This is a genomic window from Ramlibacter aquaticus (genome assembly GCF_015159745.1).
Lineage (GTDB): Bacteria > Pseudomonadota > Gammaproteobacteria > Burkholderiales > Burkholderiaceae_C > Ramlibacter > Ramlibacter aquaticus.
In genome coordinates this window covers 1-14,945 of record NZ_JADDOJ010000094.1, presented here as the reverse complement: position 1 = coordinate 14,945, position 14,945 = coordinate 1, and the positions used below count along the sequence as shown (strand labels likewise).

Here is a 14,945-nt window from a genome sequence, read left to right as displayed (position 1 = left end):
GGGGAGGGAGGGGGAGCCCGGTTGCTGTGGAGGATTTGTCTTGTAAATCCAATCTTCGAGCAGCAAAGGCATTCGATCCAGTCCCGCCCTATGGATCATGTCTGACCGCCTGGAGCCCTTCCAGAACGAGGCCTGCAGGCACGCAAGACCCTCGATGCGAGCGCGAGCCTGTCCTCGATTCGCAGGTCGCAGGTCGCAGGTCGCAGGTCAGCATGGAACTCTTGGTGACGTTGCGGGGCGGCAGTCTCCACAGGCTTGGGCCCATGCCAGACCCACATCGATTGCGCCTGCCGGGCTACGCGACGACGATCGCCTCATCAACACTTTCTGGAGCACCAGCACCATGAGCGAGCCCGCCGCGCCCTCTCAACGGTCCACCGAACCCACAGCGGGTGCGCATCCGGTCTGGCTCGCGCTGGTGGACATGCTCAAGGACTTCCACACCGCCGACCTGGTCAGGTTCCTCGAGATCTTCCGAGACTACGATCCGCTGGAAGCCGCGGAATCTGACGACATGATCGACAAGCTCGAGTCGCGCGGCGACCTGCCCGATAGCGAAGACTCCATGACCGGGAGCGCCTTCGGCTGGGAATTCGATGGCGAGGAGTTGCACCACAACGTCAGCGCCCTCGCGAACGCGCTGCGTATGGGCCGCCCCGTCCAGCAGGTGATGGCCCTGGCCGAGGCTGTGTGCGAGTGCGGCGGGTTCAACGCCTTGCCCGGCCGCCACTCCCCGCTGCCCCCGCTGCTGCTCGCTGCCGGGTAGCCCGCCCTCGGCATGGCAGGCCGGGCCCGGGCCACGCGCAGCACCGACTTCCAGACCCCCTCGGTTTGGCGCTTGAAGGCACTCCTGTTCCACCCATCCTGCGGCAAGATGGCGCAATGCGATATGAGTCCGATAAAAACGAGCAGTCCGTTGACGGGCTCCGCTACGCGACCAAGGCAACCGGATCGCCCTACCGGGATAGCGCTGGCCACGCGCGAATGAGCTGCTTTCTGTGCGGCAAGTTCGAGCAACGCAGCCTCGGCGTGTGGAAGATGGTCCTCGGCCAGAAACGCTTTTGCTGCGGCGTCCACTCCCCCCGCATGCCCTCGGGGCAGGAGCCTGCGTGAGGGGTCCGGAGAGCCTCCGACCCTCGCGCCGCCGCTGAGTTGACATCCACCCCTTCTGGGATACGGTGGTCTCATGGCCCAATTCGACCCGCAAATGAAATTCGTCAGCAAGACTGGCACCAGTAGCAGCGTCCTCGTAGCGTTCGAGCGCGGCATGGACCCGTACAGGGCCGCTGCCGGCGCAGTGGCCGAGCTTATCGATCTCGTGGACGATGAGCAGACCTTCGCCCACTACGCGGGCGCCCTGCAGATGATGTTCATTGGCTTGGAGCACAGGCCCCCCGAAACCGTGCTGGAAGTGCGCCAGTTCCTTGGCGCCATCCACGCCCAGTGGCCCTGGTGGGTCCACTTCCTCGCGCCCAAGCCGACGCAGTGGCGAACCCTGCTGTTCGCCCTGGCGGGCTTTCACGCCACCCCGGATGGCCTCGTGACGGATTTGCGGCAGGTTCGCCGGTTGGTGCTGGACATGCTGCACGCCAACCGGGTGCTGTGTTCCCATTTCGACCGCCATCCCAGCGCCAGCCGCGTCACCGCCCTGACGACCTGGACGGCCATCAAGCGGGGGGCCCACGGATGACCGCGCGCGCCGAGCCCTCGGGCATCCTGCCGGAACACGAGCGGGTCTTCAGCGCGTGGAGTGAGCCGCAGGTGGCCCTGTGGAGCGAAGGGGACGGCCGCACCCGAAAGGAGGGGGTGCTGTCCCCCGCCAGCGCCGATCACTACCGCAAGGTGTGGCTCGCCTGGTGCGAGTGGCTGGCCGGTCGGCCCATGAAACGCAGCCGCCCGGGCGTTGCGCGCTGGCGGCTGGCCACCGCCGAGGACGTCAGCGCTTTTCTGAACGAGCCACCCCAGGCCAAGACTCGCGCCACCAAGGTCGGCAAGCTGGCCAGCTTCTCCCGGCGCAGCTACTGGAATGTCCTCAGCGGCGTCTACGCCAGCGCCGTGAAAAGCGGCCACATCACCGATAGCCCACTGGTGCAGGTGCCGCGCCCCGGCGTGGACAAGGAGTCGCTCAAGCCCCAGTTCCTGGACCCTGCCGTGCTGCGTCGCCTGCAAAGCGCCCATTCGCTCAAGCGCTTAGTGCCGCAGACCGAGCCGAGCTGGCTCGCCGCCCGCGACCGCGCGGCGATCGCGCTGGTGGCCACCTGCGCGCCGACGGCCGCCGAGTTGCGTGCGCTCAAGGTCGAAGACCTGCGCCTGCCCTCGCGTCAGCGTGGACTCGATGGAATGCAGCAGCCCCAGGACGGCCAGCTGGACCTACCCGGGCGCACCCTCACCGTGCCTGCGGACATCGTGCCGCTTTTGCGTGACTGGTTGGCCGAGCGAGAGGAAGTGGTGAGCGCCCTGCGACCGCCCCCGGGGCGGCCGGGCGTTGCCCCGCACCGCATGGCGCTATTCATCGGCAGGGAGGGTCACACCGCGGTGGGCGCCGCCCAGGAGCCGCCCGGCCTGCCCGCGCCCACGGTGCACCTGATCTTCGCGCGGGTCATCGAGGGGCTGTACGAGAAGATGCGCGCCTCTGGTCAGCTCGCGGCCAACGCCTACGCGGCCAAGGGCCCGGCAAGCGTGCGCAACAGCGTTATCCGCGAATGGGCACTGAAGCACGACGCCGCCACCGCTGCCACATGGGCGGGGCTCAAGCGCGTCTCCGGGCGATACCTCTGAAAGATTGAGGGCCTCGCCGGCGATGCTGACCGTGCGTGTCCAGCCAATCGCGGTCAGCTCAACTCGCATCCTTGACCAGCGTGCTGTGCATGTGAGGCTGCAAGCTCCAGCCAACGACCTGGCGGCTGTGCAGGTCCAGCACCGCGGCCAGGTACAGCCAACCCTCGTCTGTGGGCAGATAGGTGATGTCGCCCGTCCACACGCGATTGGACGCGGCCGGCGTGAAGCGCCTCTGGACCAGGTCGGATGCCACCGGCAACTGATGGCGGCGGCTGCTGCCTCAGGATGTGCGCCAGCAAAAGCCGCTGCGGGCCATGGATACCTACCGCACACCATCAATTCAGACGCGTTGAGCTTGCTCCACGATACCTGCTCCTGCTGAAGACCTGTGGTTCTTCAATGTTCCTCATGCTTGACAAATTCGCCATTTTGTATATTTTGAGAGACAAATGAACCGCGCAGCACTGCTCACCTCGAACGACCGCCTGGTGCGCATGGGGGCGCGGCTGAAAGCCGAGCGCAAGCGCCAGAAGGTCTCGGCAGTTGCCGCGGCAGAGGCTGCGGGCATCTCGCGAGTGACGCTTCACCGCATTGAGAGCGGAGAGGGGACGGTGGGAATGGCAGCGTGGCTCGCCGCCGTCGAAGCTGCCGGCCTGACCCTGGACATTGTGGACCCTTCGCCTGTCCAGGCGCCCCAGGCACCACCGCGGGTTCGTATCAAGGAATACCCTCAGCTGTCACGACTGGCCTGGCAGCTCCATGGGGTCGAAGAACTCCCGGCACGCGAGGCCCTGAGCCTCTACGAGCGCAACTGGCGCCACCTCGACCCCGACAAACTCACTGCCAAGGAGCAGGAACTGATCGAGGCATTGAGCCGGGAACTGGGCGGAGGTCGCCTCCTTGTTTAAGCGCAAGCATCACCTCGATATTGCACTGGTGCTGCAAGCGCTCGATCCGAAGTGCCTGGCCGAGCACCACTGCTACTTTGGGGGTGGCACAGCCATGGTGCTGCAGCGCGGCGAATACCGCCAGTCTGACGACATCAACTTCCTTGTATCGGACTTGCAGGGCTACCGGGCGCTGCGGCAGATGCTGGGTGGCGCGGCCGGCCTTGCCCCGATCGCGCGTGAAGGGCTTGCCATCGAGCTCGAACGCGAGATTCGCGCTGACCAATATGGCGTCCGCACAAGGGTCCGCGCAGGGGAATCGGTCATCAAGTTCGAGATCGTCCTGGAGGGTCGCATCCGACTGGAGCAGCCTGCTCGAGCCGACAAAATCTGCGGGCTGGCTACCTTGAGACCACTGGACATGGCTTCAGAGAAGCTGCTGGCCAACGCCGACCGGTGGCGTGACGACGCGGTCTACAGCCGAGATATCATCGACCTCGCGATGCTGGAAGCACCAGCGACTCTGCTCGAGGCAGCGTGCACAAAAGCGGAAACCGCCTACGGCAACTCGGTTCGCAAGGCCGTGGCGGACGCGATTCATATGCTCAAGAACAACCCCAAGCGGCTCGATGAGTGCATGCAGGCCCTGTCGATTGAAGATGTGGCCAAGCAGAAACTTTGGAGCGAGATACGCCGGCTGGGCAAGGTGCTGCCCGAACGAGACGGCGAGGTCGAGCATCCACAACAGCGCGGCTGACCCCCTACGCTGCTTTGCCTGCGGCGTTAGAGGTAGACGATCTGGACATCGCCATTCGACGCTTGAGCGCAGCCTGTTTCGCGACAGCAAGCGGATCGAGGCGATCTGGCCCGCGCTTGACGCCCTGGTGCAGGGCGACGCCGGCCTGGTGACCAGCGAGATGGAGGATGTGTTCGCCGAACTGGGCCTGGTCAAGTTCCCGCTTACCCTGCTGGTGGCCGGCAACCTGGCGGTGGCGTACGGCGGCGCGTCCGTCAGGGCCGCGCGGCCCTACATGGGCTTCGCGCCTTCGGCCATCCGCTCCGTCGAGGCCGACCCGGAGGCCGGCCGGTGCTTGCTGACCGTCGAGAACCTCACCACGTTCCACGAACTGGCGGGCAAGCGGCCGGACGGTGCGGTCGTGATCTACACCGGCGGCATGCCGAGTCCGTCGTGGAAACGTGCCTACGGCGTCTTCGTGCGGGCGCTTGCGCCGACCGCGTCTTGCCACCACTGGGGCGACATCGACGTCGGCGGGTTCCGGATCGCTTCGCACATTGCGCAGTGCTGTGCGGATGAGGGGCGTGTTCTGCGCTTGCACGGCATGCGGGCGAACGCCGTGCCGCCCGGCACCGTGCCGCGACGCGAATTGGCCGCCCCCGAACGGCGCGAGATCCTGCGGATCTGCGAACGCTGGCAGTGGGCCGACGAAGCCGCGGCGTTGGGGTCTCTGGCGGTCGAGCAGGAAGCGATGGAGCCGAGTTGGCCAGCGTAGCCCGCGGGGCCTGCGGCGACGGGATAGAATCTGTGTAACGCTGATTTGCACGATAACAATACACGTGTTATTGTGCTGAACTCTTGTTATTCCGAAGTCAGCCGTGCCCCATCTCGCCACCGCCGTCCAGCTGTACCTGCACGAGGTCCTGGGGGTTGCTGTGCGCGGCGTGAAACCCTGGACAGGTGCCGACGCGCTGCCGTACTTCCTGCGTGATGCCTTCGAATTCAGCGAAATCGAACTGCTGGGGCAGCCGATCGTGCTGGCGGAAGGCAGAGCCGACCCGAACACGCCGCTGAGCGACATCCGGACGTGGATCGCCAAGGTCAGCGCCACGGCCGGCCAGCCAGCGGTCTACGTGACCGACGCCCTGGCTTCGTATGAGCGCAAGCGCCTGATCGCGCACAAGGTCCCGTTCATTGTGCCGGGCAACCAGCTCTACCTGCCCGACCTGGGAATCGACCTGCGCGAATACTTCCGTCAGCGCGCCCCAGCCGTCGATGCGCTCAGCCCCTCGGCGCAGGCCATGCTGATCTACGCGCTGCTGCGCCAGCCCTGGGACGCCGACTGGCAGCCCGCGGAGACCGCCAGCGCCCTCGGCTACACCGCCATGACCTTGTCGCGGGCGGTCAAGGAACTGGTCGCGGCCGGGCTCGCGACCGTGCATGCTGCAGGCCGTTCGCGCGTGCTGCGCATGCAGGGCGCGCCTGGTGAGGTGTGGGAGCAGGCGAAGCCGCTGCTGCGCACACCGGTGCGCAGCACGGTCTGGGTCGACGGCGGCACGCTGCCGGCCAACGCGGTCGGTCGGCCGGCCGGCCTGAGCGCGCTGGCCCGCCTCTCGATGCTGGCCGAGCCCCGCTGGCCGGTCTACGCCCTCACCAGCGCCGAGTGGAAGGCCGCCACGGAAGCCGGCGTCCGGGAACTGCCGGAGGCCGCGCCGGGTGCCCAGGAATGGCAAGTCTGGTGCTACAGCCCAGCGCTGGCGCCGCAAGCCATGAGCGTGGACCCGCTGTCGCTGACACTGAGCCTGCAGGACAGCACCGATGAACGGGTCCAGAGCGCGCTCGACGAGTTGAAGGGGCACTTCCCATGGTGAGGGGGCTGGACGTTTTCCGGGAATCGTTCGCGGCCTACGCGGACCAGTACGTCCTGATCGGCGGCACCGCCGCCACCCTGACCATGAAAGGCGCCGGCCTGGCCTTCCGGGCCACCAAGGACCTGGACGTCGTCCTGCACGTCGAGGCCCTGACACCGGCCTTCGGCGAAGCCTTCTGGAAATTCATCGACGCGGGCGGCTACGAGCTCCGCCAGGCCAGCGAGGCGACCAAGCCGAACTTCTACCGCTTCATTAAGCCCGCCGACGAGCGCTACCCGGCCATGATCGAGCTGTTCGCCCGCGCACCCGACGGCCTGAAACCAGCTGAGGGAAGCAAGCTCACGCCCATCCCGCTGGACGAGGCCGTCGCCAGCCTGTCCGCGATCCTGCTGGACGACGCCTACTACGCCTTCATCATGGGCGGCCGCCGCGAAGCCGACGGAGGAGCGCGACCGCAAGGGCTACGCCGACAAGGGCCTGCACGAGCCGGGCTCGGTCACCCTGCAGCGCGCCTTCAACCGCGATGCTGGTCGAGGACAAAAAATTCGCCGCGTTGTCGATCACAATCAGCAAGTTGGAGGCCGCGGTGCTCGAAGAGGACGCCCCCGTGAACAGATCGCCAGCGCCGTAGCCGGCGCTGCGGGCCGCCCTGCATCTTCCCGGGCAAGGGCAACTCAGCCTCAGATTTTGATAATGGTGTCGCTGTACCGAGCGACCACGGGATCATGCGTAATGAGACGCATCGGCTCGACCAGAGCCTGCGCAACGAGGATGCGGTCGAACGGGTCCGCGTGGTGTCCTGGAAGATCCTCGACGGCAGCCGCGTGCTCAGGCTCGATAGGTAGGAAGCGATAGCCTGACTCAGTAAAGAACCGCAGGGCTTCTTGCCCCGACAAGGGCATGCCGCCGCGGCCAAGGCCGTGCTTGATGGAGATCTCCCAGATCGACGCGGCGCTGACCCAGACGACAGCCGTCGGTGACTCGATCATCATGCGCACACCGCCGGACAGCTTCGGGCTATCGGCGATCGCCCAAAGTGCGACGTGCGTGTCGAGAAGGAGGTTCAACGGTTGCTAACCAAGAAGAGGTTTGCCACCTCCTCATTGTGCTCGTCGATGTTGTCGGGCACCTTGAACTTGCCCCTGGCCACACCAATGCGCTTACGGGCAGGCGCGACATCCACAGGCACAAGCTTGGCCTGAGCACGCCCATGCGGGCCGATGAGAATCGTCTCCCCCGCCGCAGCACGCTGCACCAGTTGGGAGAGCGTGGACTTCGCCTCGTGCATTCCGATCACAGTTTCGTCCATCTCTAAGATTCTAGTCCGCTTAGCTAAAATATCAAGCAGGGACCGAAGTACCACTGCCGGACTGCCTGACATAAAGGCTATGCGATGAGCGCCGACACCGACGCCCCGGCCGGTCGCGGCAGATCGTTTCCGACACGATATAGTGCCGCGACCTGACAGGCGAAGCCTCGATCTCCCTGCAGGTCAGTAGTACAAAGGAATTGCCATGAACCAGACCATCGAGTCTCCACTCACCTTCCATCCGCCGGCGGTGCGGATGCCCACCGTCCCGGTGCGCTGGACGACGGAGGCGGTGGTAGCCCTGTTTGAACTTCCGTTCTCCGAACTGCTGTACCGGGCGCAGACCGTTCACCGTGAGCATTTCGACCCTACATTGGTCGAGCTGGCCACCCTGCTGTCGGTCAAGACGGGCGGGTGTCCGGAGGATTGCGGCTACTGCCCCCAGTCCGTGCACTACGACACGGGTGTGGGCGCGGGCAAGATGCTGGAAGTCGACGAGGTGCTGTACGCGGCGCTGGCTGCTCGCGATGCGGGGGCGACTCGCTTCTGCATGGGGGCAGCGTGGCGATCTCCCAAGGATCGTGATGTAGAGAAGGTGGCCGAACTGGTGCGCGGCGTGAAGTCGCTCGGGCTGGAGGCCTGTGCCACGTTGGGCATGCTCGCAGACGGCCAGGCCGAGGTCCTGCGCGACGCCGGGCTGGACTACTACAACCACAATCTGGACAGCGCTCCGGAGTTCTACGGGGAGATCATCACCACCCGCGACTACCAGGAACGGCTGGATACATTGGAGCGGGTGCGTGGGGCGGGAGTGAAGGTCTGCTGCGGCGGCATCGTGGGCATGGGCGAATCACGACGGCAGCGCGCCGGGCTGGTGGCCCAGCTCGCGAACCTGGAGCCCTACCCGGAGTCCGTGCCTATCAATCACCTGGTGCGCGTGGCTGGCACGCCGCTGGCCGGGCAGGAGCCTCTAGACCCGTTCGAGTTCGTGCGCACGATCGCCGTAGCTCGGATCACGATGCCGCGGGCAAGGGTGCGGCTGTCGGCCGGACGCCAGCAGATGGGCGAAGCAGTGCAGGCCCTGTGCTTCCAGGCGGGGGCCAACTCGATCTTCTACGGGGACAAACTGCTCACCACGGGGAACCCCGACGTGGACGCGGACGTTTCGCTCCTCGCCCGGCTAGGTCAGCGTGCGGGCAAGCCCGAACCCCAGCCTGCATAGCGGCGGCCGGGTTCCGGTCACTTGAACTGGTACATCAATCCCACCCAAGCTGCGCGCGGGGCGGCCGGGCTGCGGAACTGGTCATTGACGTTCCAGCTTGTCGGGTCGCTGCTGAATGAGCGACCAGGCCCAGTGAACTCGTTGACGCCCAGCTGACCAAAAGTGGCGTAACGGCGGTTGAGCAGATTCACCACCTTCGCTGTGAAGCGCAGCTGCGGGCTGAACTGGTACTCGGCGTCCAGGTGGGCTACGGCGTAGCCCGCGATCTTGCCATTCACGTCCTGGTTGTTCTCGTCGCCGCGTGCGAACTGCGACGCCGCCAGCACGAGGTTGGCGCCGATGCGCCACTGCGTTGTGGCCTGCCAGTCCAGGCGGACCTTCATGGTCTGGGCTGGCACGCCCGGGATGTGGCTGCCGCGCGCAACCTGGATGGTGCCATCCGGGGCTGCGCTGCTGTTGGAGGACGATTCGCTGTTGAAAGGTGTCTGAAAGCGAGCGTCCACCCAGGCGTAGTGCACGGTGTAGCCCAAGGAGCCAACCTTGCCATCGAGCTCCATTTCCATGCCTTGGCGCAGCGTACGGCCCACGTTCTGAAAGTACCCGGCCCCCGAGGTCGAGCTGGCGACGAAGAGGATGTCGTCGGTGCTCTGGGTACGGAAGACGCCCCAGTTCCAGTGGGCATCGCCCAGCTTTCCGCGCACCCCGGCCTCCAAGGTCCGCGCGACCACCTTCTTGAGGTCGGGGTCGCTGCCGAAGGCGTTCGGTAGCAGGCACGGGTGGGTGGGGTCCGCGCAGGCCAACTCCACAGGCGACGGTGCGCGCATTCCCTCGTTATAGCTGGCGTAGAAGTTCAGCGCCGGGGACGGGTTCCAGTTCAGGCCGATGGCTGGGTTGAAGCGGCTGTAGCGATGGTCGCCGTCGAGGTCGCCGACGCCCAGGGTGTTGTCGGTGATGTCGGCACTGGTGCCGCGCAGCTTCACCTTCGTGATATCGAAGCGACCCGACACGGAGAGATGCAGCTTGTCCGTGAAAGAGAGGGTGTCGGTCGCGTACAGCCCCAGCGCAGTGTTGTCGGCGGACAGGCGCACGGTCTGCGGGGTCATCACGGGCTGCGCGCTGACCGTACGGATGCCATCTAAGAACGCGACCTGACTGTCGCTATTGAAGCTCGTTCGGCCCACGTCGAGGCTTGCGCCCAGCGTGAGCTGGTTTTTGCGACCGGCCACGTCGTCCGTGAAGGTCATCTGGGATGAGCCGCCCCAGCCGTTGGTGGAGGTGGTCGTGAGGACGTTCCTCGCGTAGGGGTCGCAGGCTGAAGGCGCGGTGACGCCGGCGCAGGCGGCGCTCCCGGACCCCGATGGCTGACTATCGCCAGGGTAGTTGTTGTTGAGGTTGCTGTTGAAGCCGAGCTGGCGCAATCGGCGCAGGTAGAGGTTGCCGGAGACTAGGCGCGTATCGGACAGGAAGTGGCTCCCGTTGATCGTGACCATCGCCAGCTCATCGCGGATGGAATCAGGAATGCTGTAGGCCGACGATGGCACGTCCTGCATTTCCGTGGGCAGGCTCTGGACGCCATTCATGCGGTTGTTGGCCAGCATCAGAGAAAGGTCCAGGTTGTTGCGCTCGTCCTGCCATCCGAATTTGGAGAAGAGCTGGCGCACGTCGCTTTGCGATGAGACTCGCCAGCCGCGCTCGTGGAACAGATTGCCAGCGACGAAGTAATCGGTGTCCTCGCCCTTGCCGCCCGTCTCGAACTGAAGCGTTTTACGGCCCCAAGAGCCGCCACCGACGGATATGGAAGTACCTGGATTGGTGTCTCCGCTTTTGGTGTGGATGTTGAGAGCGCCGCCCAGCGTATTCAGGCCAAACAGGGGGTTGGAGCCCGGCAGCAGGTTGATGTTGGCTATCGCGTTGGGAGGAATCAAGTCCCAGTTCACGATGTCGCCGAAGGGCTCGTTCACGCGAACGCCGTCCAGGAACACAGAGATGCCTTGCGGCGTGCCCAGTAGCGGTGATGCCGTGAAGCCTCGGAACTGCAGGTCGGCCTGGAACGGGTTGCCCACGGTGTCGTTACTGGTGACCGCTCCAAGGTTGGCGTCCAGAAACTCGCCCACTGTCAGGCTGCCCTGCTGGCGCATAGCGCGGCCAGAGAACGCCCTCACGTTCGCTGGCACCTGGTCCAAGGGAACGCCGACCCCCGGCAGCGGGGCGTTGCCCACCACGTCCACACGGTCGAGTTCGAGCCTTTCCGCTTGGTTCTCGGCCCACGCGGACATAGGGGCGAGCAGGTACACCAAGGTCCCGCACACGGTCGCGCGCAAAGCGCATCTCGGCTGTGCGGTGGGCCTGGGCTGATTTTGGTGGATGGACATGCTTCGATGGTCGGGCTGCCATCCTCTCGTCGGCTTCAGGGTTTCCCCAGCCTCTGGCTCGACAGTCTCAGATTGAGACACTCCAACCCGTCGCCACACTCGCAGTAGTGATGCGGTGGATGCGTGAGCATACGCCCGAGGACACAGACATTAACAGGCTCATGCTGGCGGTACACCACTTGGCCCGTCCGAAGCGCTCCGGCAACTCGGGGTTCGTGAAGCGCTGCAGCGCCATCTTCATTGACGCAGCGTCCAGGCGTGCGTCTGAAATTATTTCGTGAGCGTCCAGCCGTCCCACCTTGTTTTGCGCTGACGCGCCAGTGACGATGCTGTCCATCAAAAAATTGATGGACAGCAATGCAATCGCAAACATCTCAATCGCCCAAGCGCCGCACGCATGACGCGCAGTTCAAGGCGGCCGTGCTGGCTGCATGCGGTGAGCCCGGCGCGTCGGTTGCGGCGGTGGCCCAGGCGCATGGCGTGAACGCGAACCTCGTTCGCCAGTGGCAGGTCGGCCGCGGCATGAAACGGTGTGGCTTGGAACTGGGAAACGCGGGCGACACGCCCACTGCACTGAGTGCGGGCGCGAAGCTCGACCTGTCACCCGTAATGCAGTTCGTGCCCGTGCAGTTGCCTGCAGCGGCGCGCCAGCCGGCGGCGACGCAGCCCGCCCAGGCCGGCAACGCCGATGAAGGCATTGAGATTGAGCTCACCCGCAGCGGCGCGAAGCTGGTCGTGCGCTGGCCCGCGGCGCAGGCGTCAGCTTGCGCGAGCTGGCTTGGGGATCTGGCGGCTGTTCTCACGCGATGATCCGCATTGACGCCCTGTGGCTGTGCGCCGCGCCGGTGGACATGCGATGCGGCACCGAGCGCCTGCTGGCGCACGTGATCACCACCTTAGGGGCTGCCCGAGCCCACCACGGCTATCTGTTTTGCAACGCGCGGGCCTCGCGCATGAAGCTGGTGGTGCACGACGGCTTTGGTGTGTGGTGTGCCGCGCGCCGGCTCAATGCGGGCGGGTTCGTGTGGACGGGCAAGACCGCTGGCGTGCCAGCGGCGCTGCAACTGACGCGCGAGCAATTCGACGCGCTGGTGGTGGGCCTGCCCTGGCAACGCCTTTCCGACATGCAAGTGATCTGCCGCGCCTGATTGCGCGCGGCCCTTGTGCGGCGGTTGACAGCGAATGCTCCAATGGGAACGACGCACTCGCGCTGGCATGATGCTGCCCCATGGAGTTGGCGCGCGATCTCAATTCGGTGGACTTGGCAGGGGTGCCCGCCGATGTTGCCGCCCTGATCAAGCGCTTGCAGCAGGACAACGAGCGCAAGCAAAATCTCATCGAGTGCCAGAGCCGCGAGATCGCCTGGCGCGATGCCAAGCTGGAGAAGGTCACCTTCGAGCTGGCACGCCTGAAGCGCTGGAAGTTTGGCGCCAAGAGTGAGGCCATGAGCGCGCAGCAGCGCGCCTTGTTCGAAGAGACCATGGCCGAGGACGAGGCGAGCCTGCAGGCGCAGCTGGCCGCCCTGAAGGCATCGCTTCCCGAGACGCCGGACAAACCCAAGGCGCCGCCTCGCAAGCCGCGCTGCCAGCGCCTGCCCGATCACCTGCGGCGCGTCGAGCACCGCCATGAGCCCGAGAGCACCGACTGCGCCTGCGGGGCGGCCATGGTGCGCGTGGGCGAGGACGTCAGCGAGCGGCTGGACATCATCCCGGCCGAATTCTTCGTGCACCGGCACATCTACGGCAAGTGGGCCTGCCGGTGCTGCCAGACGCTGGTTCAGCCCAGCGCCGTGCCCGAGCTCATTGAAGGCGGCATAGCCGCCAGCGGGTTCGTGGCGCACACGCTGATCAGCCGCTTCGTCGATCACGTGCCGTACTATCGCCAGGAGACGATCAATGCTCGCTCCGGAGTGCACACGCCGCGCTCGACGCTCTCGTCGATCAGTGGCCAGGGCGGCGCCGCGCTGGAGCCGCTATACGACGCCCAAAAGCGGTTCGTGCTGCAAGCGCCCGTGCTGCACGCCGACGAAACGCCCGTGGCGATGCTCGATCCGGGCTCGGGCAAGACCAAGCGAGCCTACGTGTGGGCGTACGCGCGAGGCGAGTTCGATGCGCAGCGAGGTGTCATCTTTGAGTTCTGTCTGGGGCACGGGTCGCAGTACCCGACCCTGTTCCTTGGCGGCGCAAATGGTCCACCCGGTCACGAGCAGGAGCCCTGGCGCGGCACACTGCTGACCGATCAGTACTCGGTGTACGACTCGGTGGTGGATGAGCGCACCTGCAGCGGGCGTATTGCCGCAGCATGCGCCGCGCATGCCCGAAGGAAATTCGAGGAACTCGCCAAGACCGGCAGCAGCGAGGTGGCACAGGAGGCGATCAGGCGCTTCGCACTGATCTATCACGCCGAGGGACAGCTCGCCGAGATGGACCACCAGCAGCGGCTTGACGCTCGCACAGAGGTGACCAGGCCGATGTGGGAGAACATGTTCGATTGGCTGCAGCTTGAGCGCCGGCGGGTTGCCGAGGGCGGCGCCACTGCCAAGGCGATTGATTACAGCCTGAACTGCTGGCCGGCGCTCACGCGCCACCTGCACGACGGCGGCGTAGGCCTGGACAACAACTTCCTGGAACGCCAGATCAAGCCTTGGCAGATGGGCGAAAGGCCTGGCTCTTCGCAGGTAGCGAACTCGCCGGCCAGCGCGCGGCGGTCGTGATGACCTTGGTGCAATCGGCCAAGATGTGCGGGCACGATCCGTGGCGGTACCTGCGTGACGTGCTCGCGCGTCTCCCGACCCACCTGAACTCGCGTATCGAAGAGTTGCTGCCGCACCGCTGGCGGCCCTGCGTGTCCTGAGCACCGACGTGAAGAACATCGAGACGTTCATTGACGATGGCGGTGAAATTACCATCGGGCCGGTCGGACCGGTCGCGTGCGCAGCGACGGCCTGCGATTACCACAATGCGATCGTCATGCTGGTTAGGCGCGACGGCGAGACGGTCAGCGCGCTATGGAAGCGCCTGGACAAGGCCATCGCCCGGTACTACGCCGAAGACACGATCACGGACGAGATCAACGGCATCGACGACTGACCGGCGCTCGCACGGTTGCTAGCCGTGCCTGCCCCGCACCTGTCAACGTGGAACGCCTGGACGCTCACATTATTTCTGCGATGTCTCCGTCCAAGAGTACGAATAGCAGCTCGGACGGCCTCGCATCCCGAGGCGCTTCAATGGTGTCTGCCATGCCAACCCCATGCTCGTCACTCGCGCTAGACCACTTTCGCGGGCACGATTTAGTCACGCCGGTGCGATTCGTGACTCTTACCCGAGCGGATTAACGGGTCCAAATCACCATTACTTTCAACAACTTAGGCCCGTCTTCGCTCGTCACCGTTGCGACCGCAATCGTCAAATTGTCACGTCCCTTCGCTCGGTGTTGCAGGGCGATACGGTGGTGCTGGTCTACCAGGGCAGCGAGCGCTGGACGGTGCAATGGAGAGCGGTCCGGCATTCGCCGTCCGCTGAGGCGCTTCTTGAACAGCGCGCCGACGGGGGGGCCGTGCATAAAGGCCAGGCCGCGAGTCCGGGCCCTCGAGAGCGCGGCTCAGGCGCTGGACTATCGCGGCGAGGGCGTGCGCGAGTGGCTAGTGTCCTGTCCCGGTAATTCGTGCGCAGAGGCGAGCGAGTTTTTCGAGGATTGAATCCGCGGTGGCCGTCCAGGTGAACGGCTTGCAGTTCTCGTTGTACTGCCTGACGAAGCTGTCGATCTTT

At 65.5% G+C, this 14,945-nt stretch carries 16 protein-coding genes and 3 pseudogenes; 13 read left to right on the top strand and 6 right to left on the bottom strand.

The window, feature by feature from the left end; genetic code table 11:
* Nucleotides 1-343 precede the first annotated feature (343 nt).
* From IM725_RS17510 to IM725_RS17500, 3 genes are all read left to right on the top strand, one after another.
* A complete protein-coding gene (locus IM725_RS17510) occupies nucleotides 344-766 on the top strand; it encodes a hypothetical protein (RefSeq protein WP_193781922.1) in 423 nt (140 codons plus the stop codon).
* A gap of 420 nt (nucleotides 767-1,186) precedes the next feature.
* Nucleotides 1,187-1,690 (top strand): hypothetical protein, encoded by a 504-nt coding sequence (locus tag IM725_RS17505; RefSeq protein ID WP_193781921.1) that lies wholly within the window; start codon nucleotides 1,187-1,189, stop codon nucleotides 1,688-1,690.
* Nucleotides 1,687-2,778: a site-specific integrase gene (locus IM725_RS17500; protein WP_193781920.1), complete on the top strand. Its 1,092-nt coding sequence runs from the start codon at nucleotides 1,687-1,689 to the stop codon at nucleotides 2,776-2,778. Before IM725_RS17505 ends, IM725_RS17500 begins: the two co-directional genes overlap by 4 nt.
* Nucleotides 2,779-2,842: 64 nt before the next feature.
* On the opposite strand, the pseudogene IM725_RS17495 reads toward IM725_RS17500, so the two are convergent.
* Nucleotides 2,843-3,046 (bottom strand): annotated as a pseudogene (locus IM725_RS17495) (DDE-type integrase/transposase/recombinase); the annotation flags it as partial.
* A gap of 181 nt (nucleotides 3,047-3,227) precedes the next feature.
* Here IM725_RS17495 and IM725_RS17490 point away from each other — a divergent pair.
* From IM725_RS17490 to IM725_RS17470, 5 genes are all read left to right on the top strand, one after another.
* The gene (locus tag IM725_RS17490) at nucleotides 3,228-3,686 is read left to right on the top strand and encodes a helix-turn-helix domain-containing protein (RefSeq protein ID WP_193781918.1); all 459 of its coding nucleotides are present in this window, start codon (nucleotides 3,228-3,230) and stop codon (nucleotides 3,684-3,686) included.
* Complete coding sequence (locus tag IM725_RS17485; protein ID WP_193781917.1) at nucleotides 3,679-4,422, top strand: nucleotidyl transferase AbiEii/AbiGii toxin family protein; 744 nt, start codon at nucleotides 3,679-3,681, stop codon at nucleotides 4,420-4,422. Before IM725_RS17490 ends, IM725_RS17485 begins: the two co-directional genes overlap by 8 nt.
* Nucleotides 4,423-4,549: 127 nt before the next feature.
* The gene (locus tag IM725_RS17480; RefSeq protein ID WP_193781916.1) at nucleotides 4,550-5,176 is read left to right on the top strand and encodes a Wadjet anti-phage system protein JetD domain-containing protein; all 627 of its coding nucleotides are present in this window, start codon (nucleotides 4,550-4,552) and stop codon (nucleotides 5,174-5,176) included.
* Between the two features lie 103 nt (nucleotides 5,177-5,279).
* On the top strand, nucleotides 5,280-6,272 hold the full coding sequence (locus IM725_RS17475) for a hypothetical protein (RefSeq protein WP_193781915.1): 993 nt from the start codon (nucleotides 5,280-5,282) through the stop codon (nucleotides 6,270-6,272).
* Complete coding sequence (locus IM725_RS17470; protein WP_193781914.1) at nucleotides 6,266-6,883, top strand: nucleotidyl transferase AbiEii/AbiGii toxin family protein; 618 nt, start codon at nucleotides 6,266-6,268, stop codon at nucleotides 6,881-6,883. The genes IM725_RS17475 and IM725_RS17470 overlap by 7 nt, the downstream gene beginning before the upstream one ends.
* A 69-nt stretch (nucleotides 6,884-6,952) precedes the next feature.
* Here IM725_RS17470 and IM725_RS17465 read toward each other — a convergent pair whose 3' ends face one another.
* Both IM725_RS17465 and IM725_RS17460 read right to left on the bottom strand, forming a co-directional pair.
* Nucleotides 6,953-7,339, bottom strand: a complete 387-nt coding sequence (locus IM725_RS17465; protein ID WP_193781913.1) for a type II toxin-antitoxin system VapC family toxin — start codon at nucleotides 7,337-7,339, stop codon at nucleotides 6,953-6,955.
* Nucleotides 7,336-7,581 carry a type II toxin-antitoxin system Phd/YefM family antitoxin gene (locus IM725_RS17460; RefSeq protein WP_193781912.1) on the bottom strand — a complete coding sequence of 82 codons (246 nt, stop codon included), beginning with the start codon at nucleotides 7,579-7,581 and terminating at the stop codon, nucleotides 7,336-7,338. The genes IM725_RS17465 and IM725_RS17460 overlap by 4 nt, the downstream gene beginning before the upstream one ends.
* Before the next feature lie 205 nt (nucleotides 7,582-7,786).
* Here IM725_RS17460 and bioB point away from each other — a divergent pair, with 205 nt between their 5' ends.
* Entirely contained in the window at nucleotides 7,787-8,803 is a 1,017-nt protein-coding gene (bioB, locus tag IM725_RS17455; RefSeq protein ID WP_407692536.1) for a biotin synthase BioB, read from the top strand.
* Nucleotides 8,804-8,820: 17 nt separating this feature from the next.
* On the opposite strand, the gene IM725_RS17450 is transcribed toward bioB, so the two are convergent.
* Both IM725_RS17450 and IM725_RS17445 read right to left on the bottom strand, forming a co-directional pair.
* Nucleotides 8,821-11,175: a TonB-dependent receptor gene (locus IM725_RS17450; RefSeq protein WP_193781911.1), complete on the bottom strand. Its 2,355-nt coding sequence runs from the start codon at nucleotides 11,173-11,175 to the stop codon at nucleotides 8,821-8,823.
* A 67-nt stretch (nucleotides 11,176-11,242) separates the two neighbouring features.
* The gene (locus IM725_RS17445; protein ID WP_193781910.1) at nucleotides 11,243-11,512 is read right to left on the bottom strand and encodes a hypothetical protein; all 270 of its coding nucleotides are present in this window, start codon (nucleotides 11,510-11,512) and stop codon (nucleotides 11,243-11,245) included.
* A gap of 20 nt (nucleotides 11,513-11,532) precedes the next feature.
* Here IM725_RS17445 and IM725_RS17440 point away from each other — a divergent pair, with 20 nt between their 5' ends.
* The 4 genes and pseudogenes from IM725_RS17440 to IM725_RS17425 all read left to right on the top strand — a co-directional run bounded on the left by IM725_RS17440 (nucleotide 11,533) and on the right by IM725_RS17425 (nucleotide 14,264).
* The gene (locus IM725_RS17440) at nucleotides 11,533-11,985 is read left to right on the top strand and encodes a transposase (protein WP_193781909.1); all 453 of its coding nucleotides are present in this window, start codon (nucleotides 11,533-11,535) and stop codon (nucleotides 11,983-11,985) included.
* Nucleotides 11,982-12,323, top strand: coding sequence for an IS66 family insertion sequence element accessory protein TnpB (tnpB, locus tag IM725_RS17435; RefSeq protein WP_193781908.1), 342 nt, complete (start codon nucleotides 11,982-11,984; stop codon nucleotides 12,321-12,323). Before IM725_RS17440 ends, tnpB begins: the two co-directional genes overlap by 4 nt.
* Nucleotides 12,324-12,403: 80 nt before the next feature.
* Nucleotides 12,404-14,028 (top strand): annotated as a pseudogene (gene tnpC / locus IM725_RS17430) (IS66 family transposase).
* A gap of 8 nt (nucleotides 14,029-14,036) precedes the next feature.
* The gene (locus IM725_RS17425) at nucleotides 14,037-14,264 is read left to right on the top strand and encodes a hypothetical protein (RefSeq protein WP_227753899.1); all 228 of its coding nucleotides are present in this window, start codon (nucleotides 14,037-14,039) and stop codon (nucleotides 14,262-14,264) included.
* Between the two features lie 554 nt (nucleotides 14,265-14,818).
* Here IM725_RS17425 and IM725_RS17420 read toward each other — a convergent pair.
* Nucleotides 14,819-14,945 (bottom strand): annotated as a pseudogene (locus tag IM725_RS17420) (IS630 family transposase); the annotation flags it as partial.

Coding starts and splice junctions, on each gene's coding strand:
- IM725_RS17490 (WP_193781918.1), top strand. CDS start 3,228: ATGAACCGCGCAGCACTGCTCACCTCGAACGACCGCCTGGTGCGCATG.
- tnpB (WP_193781908.1), top strand. CDS start 11,982: ATGATCCGCATTGACGCCCTGTGGCTGTGCGCCGCGCCGGTGGACATG.
- IM725_RS17510 (WP_193781922.1), top strand. CDS start 344: ATGAGCGAGCCCGCCGCGCCCTCTCAACGGTCCACCGAACCCACAGCG.
- IM725_RS17445 (WP_193781910.1), bottom strand. CDS start 11,512: ATGGACAGCATCGTCACTGGCGCGTCAGCGCAAAACAAGGTGGGACGG.
- bioB (WP_407692536.1), top strand. CDS start 7,787: ATGAACCAGACCATCGAGTCTCCACTCACCTTCCATCCGCCGGCGGTG.
- IM725_RS17500 (WP_193781920.1), top strand. CDS start 1,687: ATGACCGCGCGCGCCGAGCCCTCGGGCATCCTGCCGGAACACGAGCGG.
- IM725_RS17470 (WP_193781914.1), top strand. CDS start 6,266: ATGGTGAGGGGGCTGGACGTTTTCCGGGAATCGTTCGCGGCCTACGCG.
- IM725_RS17450 (WP_193781911.1), bottom strand. CDS start 11,175: ATGTCCATCCACCAAAATCAGCCCAGGCCCACCGCACAGCCGAGATGC.
- IM725_RS17440 (WP_193781909.1), top strand. CDS start 11,533: ATGCAATCGCAAACATCTCAATCGCCCAAGCGCCGCACGCATGACGCG.
- IM725_RS17505 (WP_193781921.1), top strand. CDS start 1,187: ATGGCCCAATTCGACCCGCAAATGAAATTCGTCAGCAAGACTGGCACC.
- IM725_RS17460 (WP_193781912.1), bottom strand. CDS start 7,581: ATGGACGAAACTGTGATCGGAATGCACGAGGCGAAGTCCACGCTCTCC.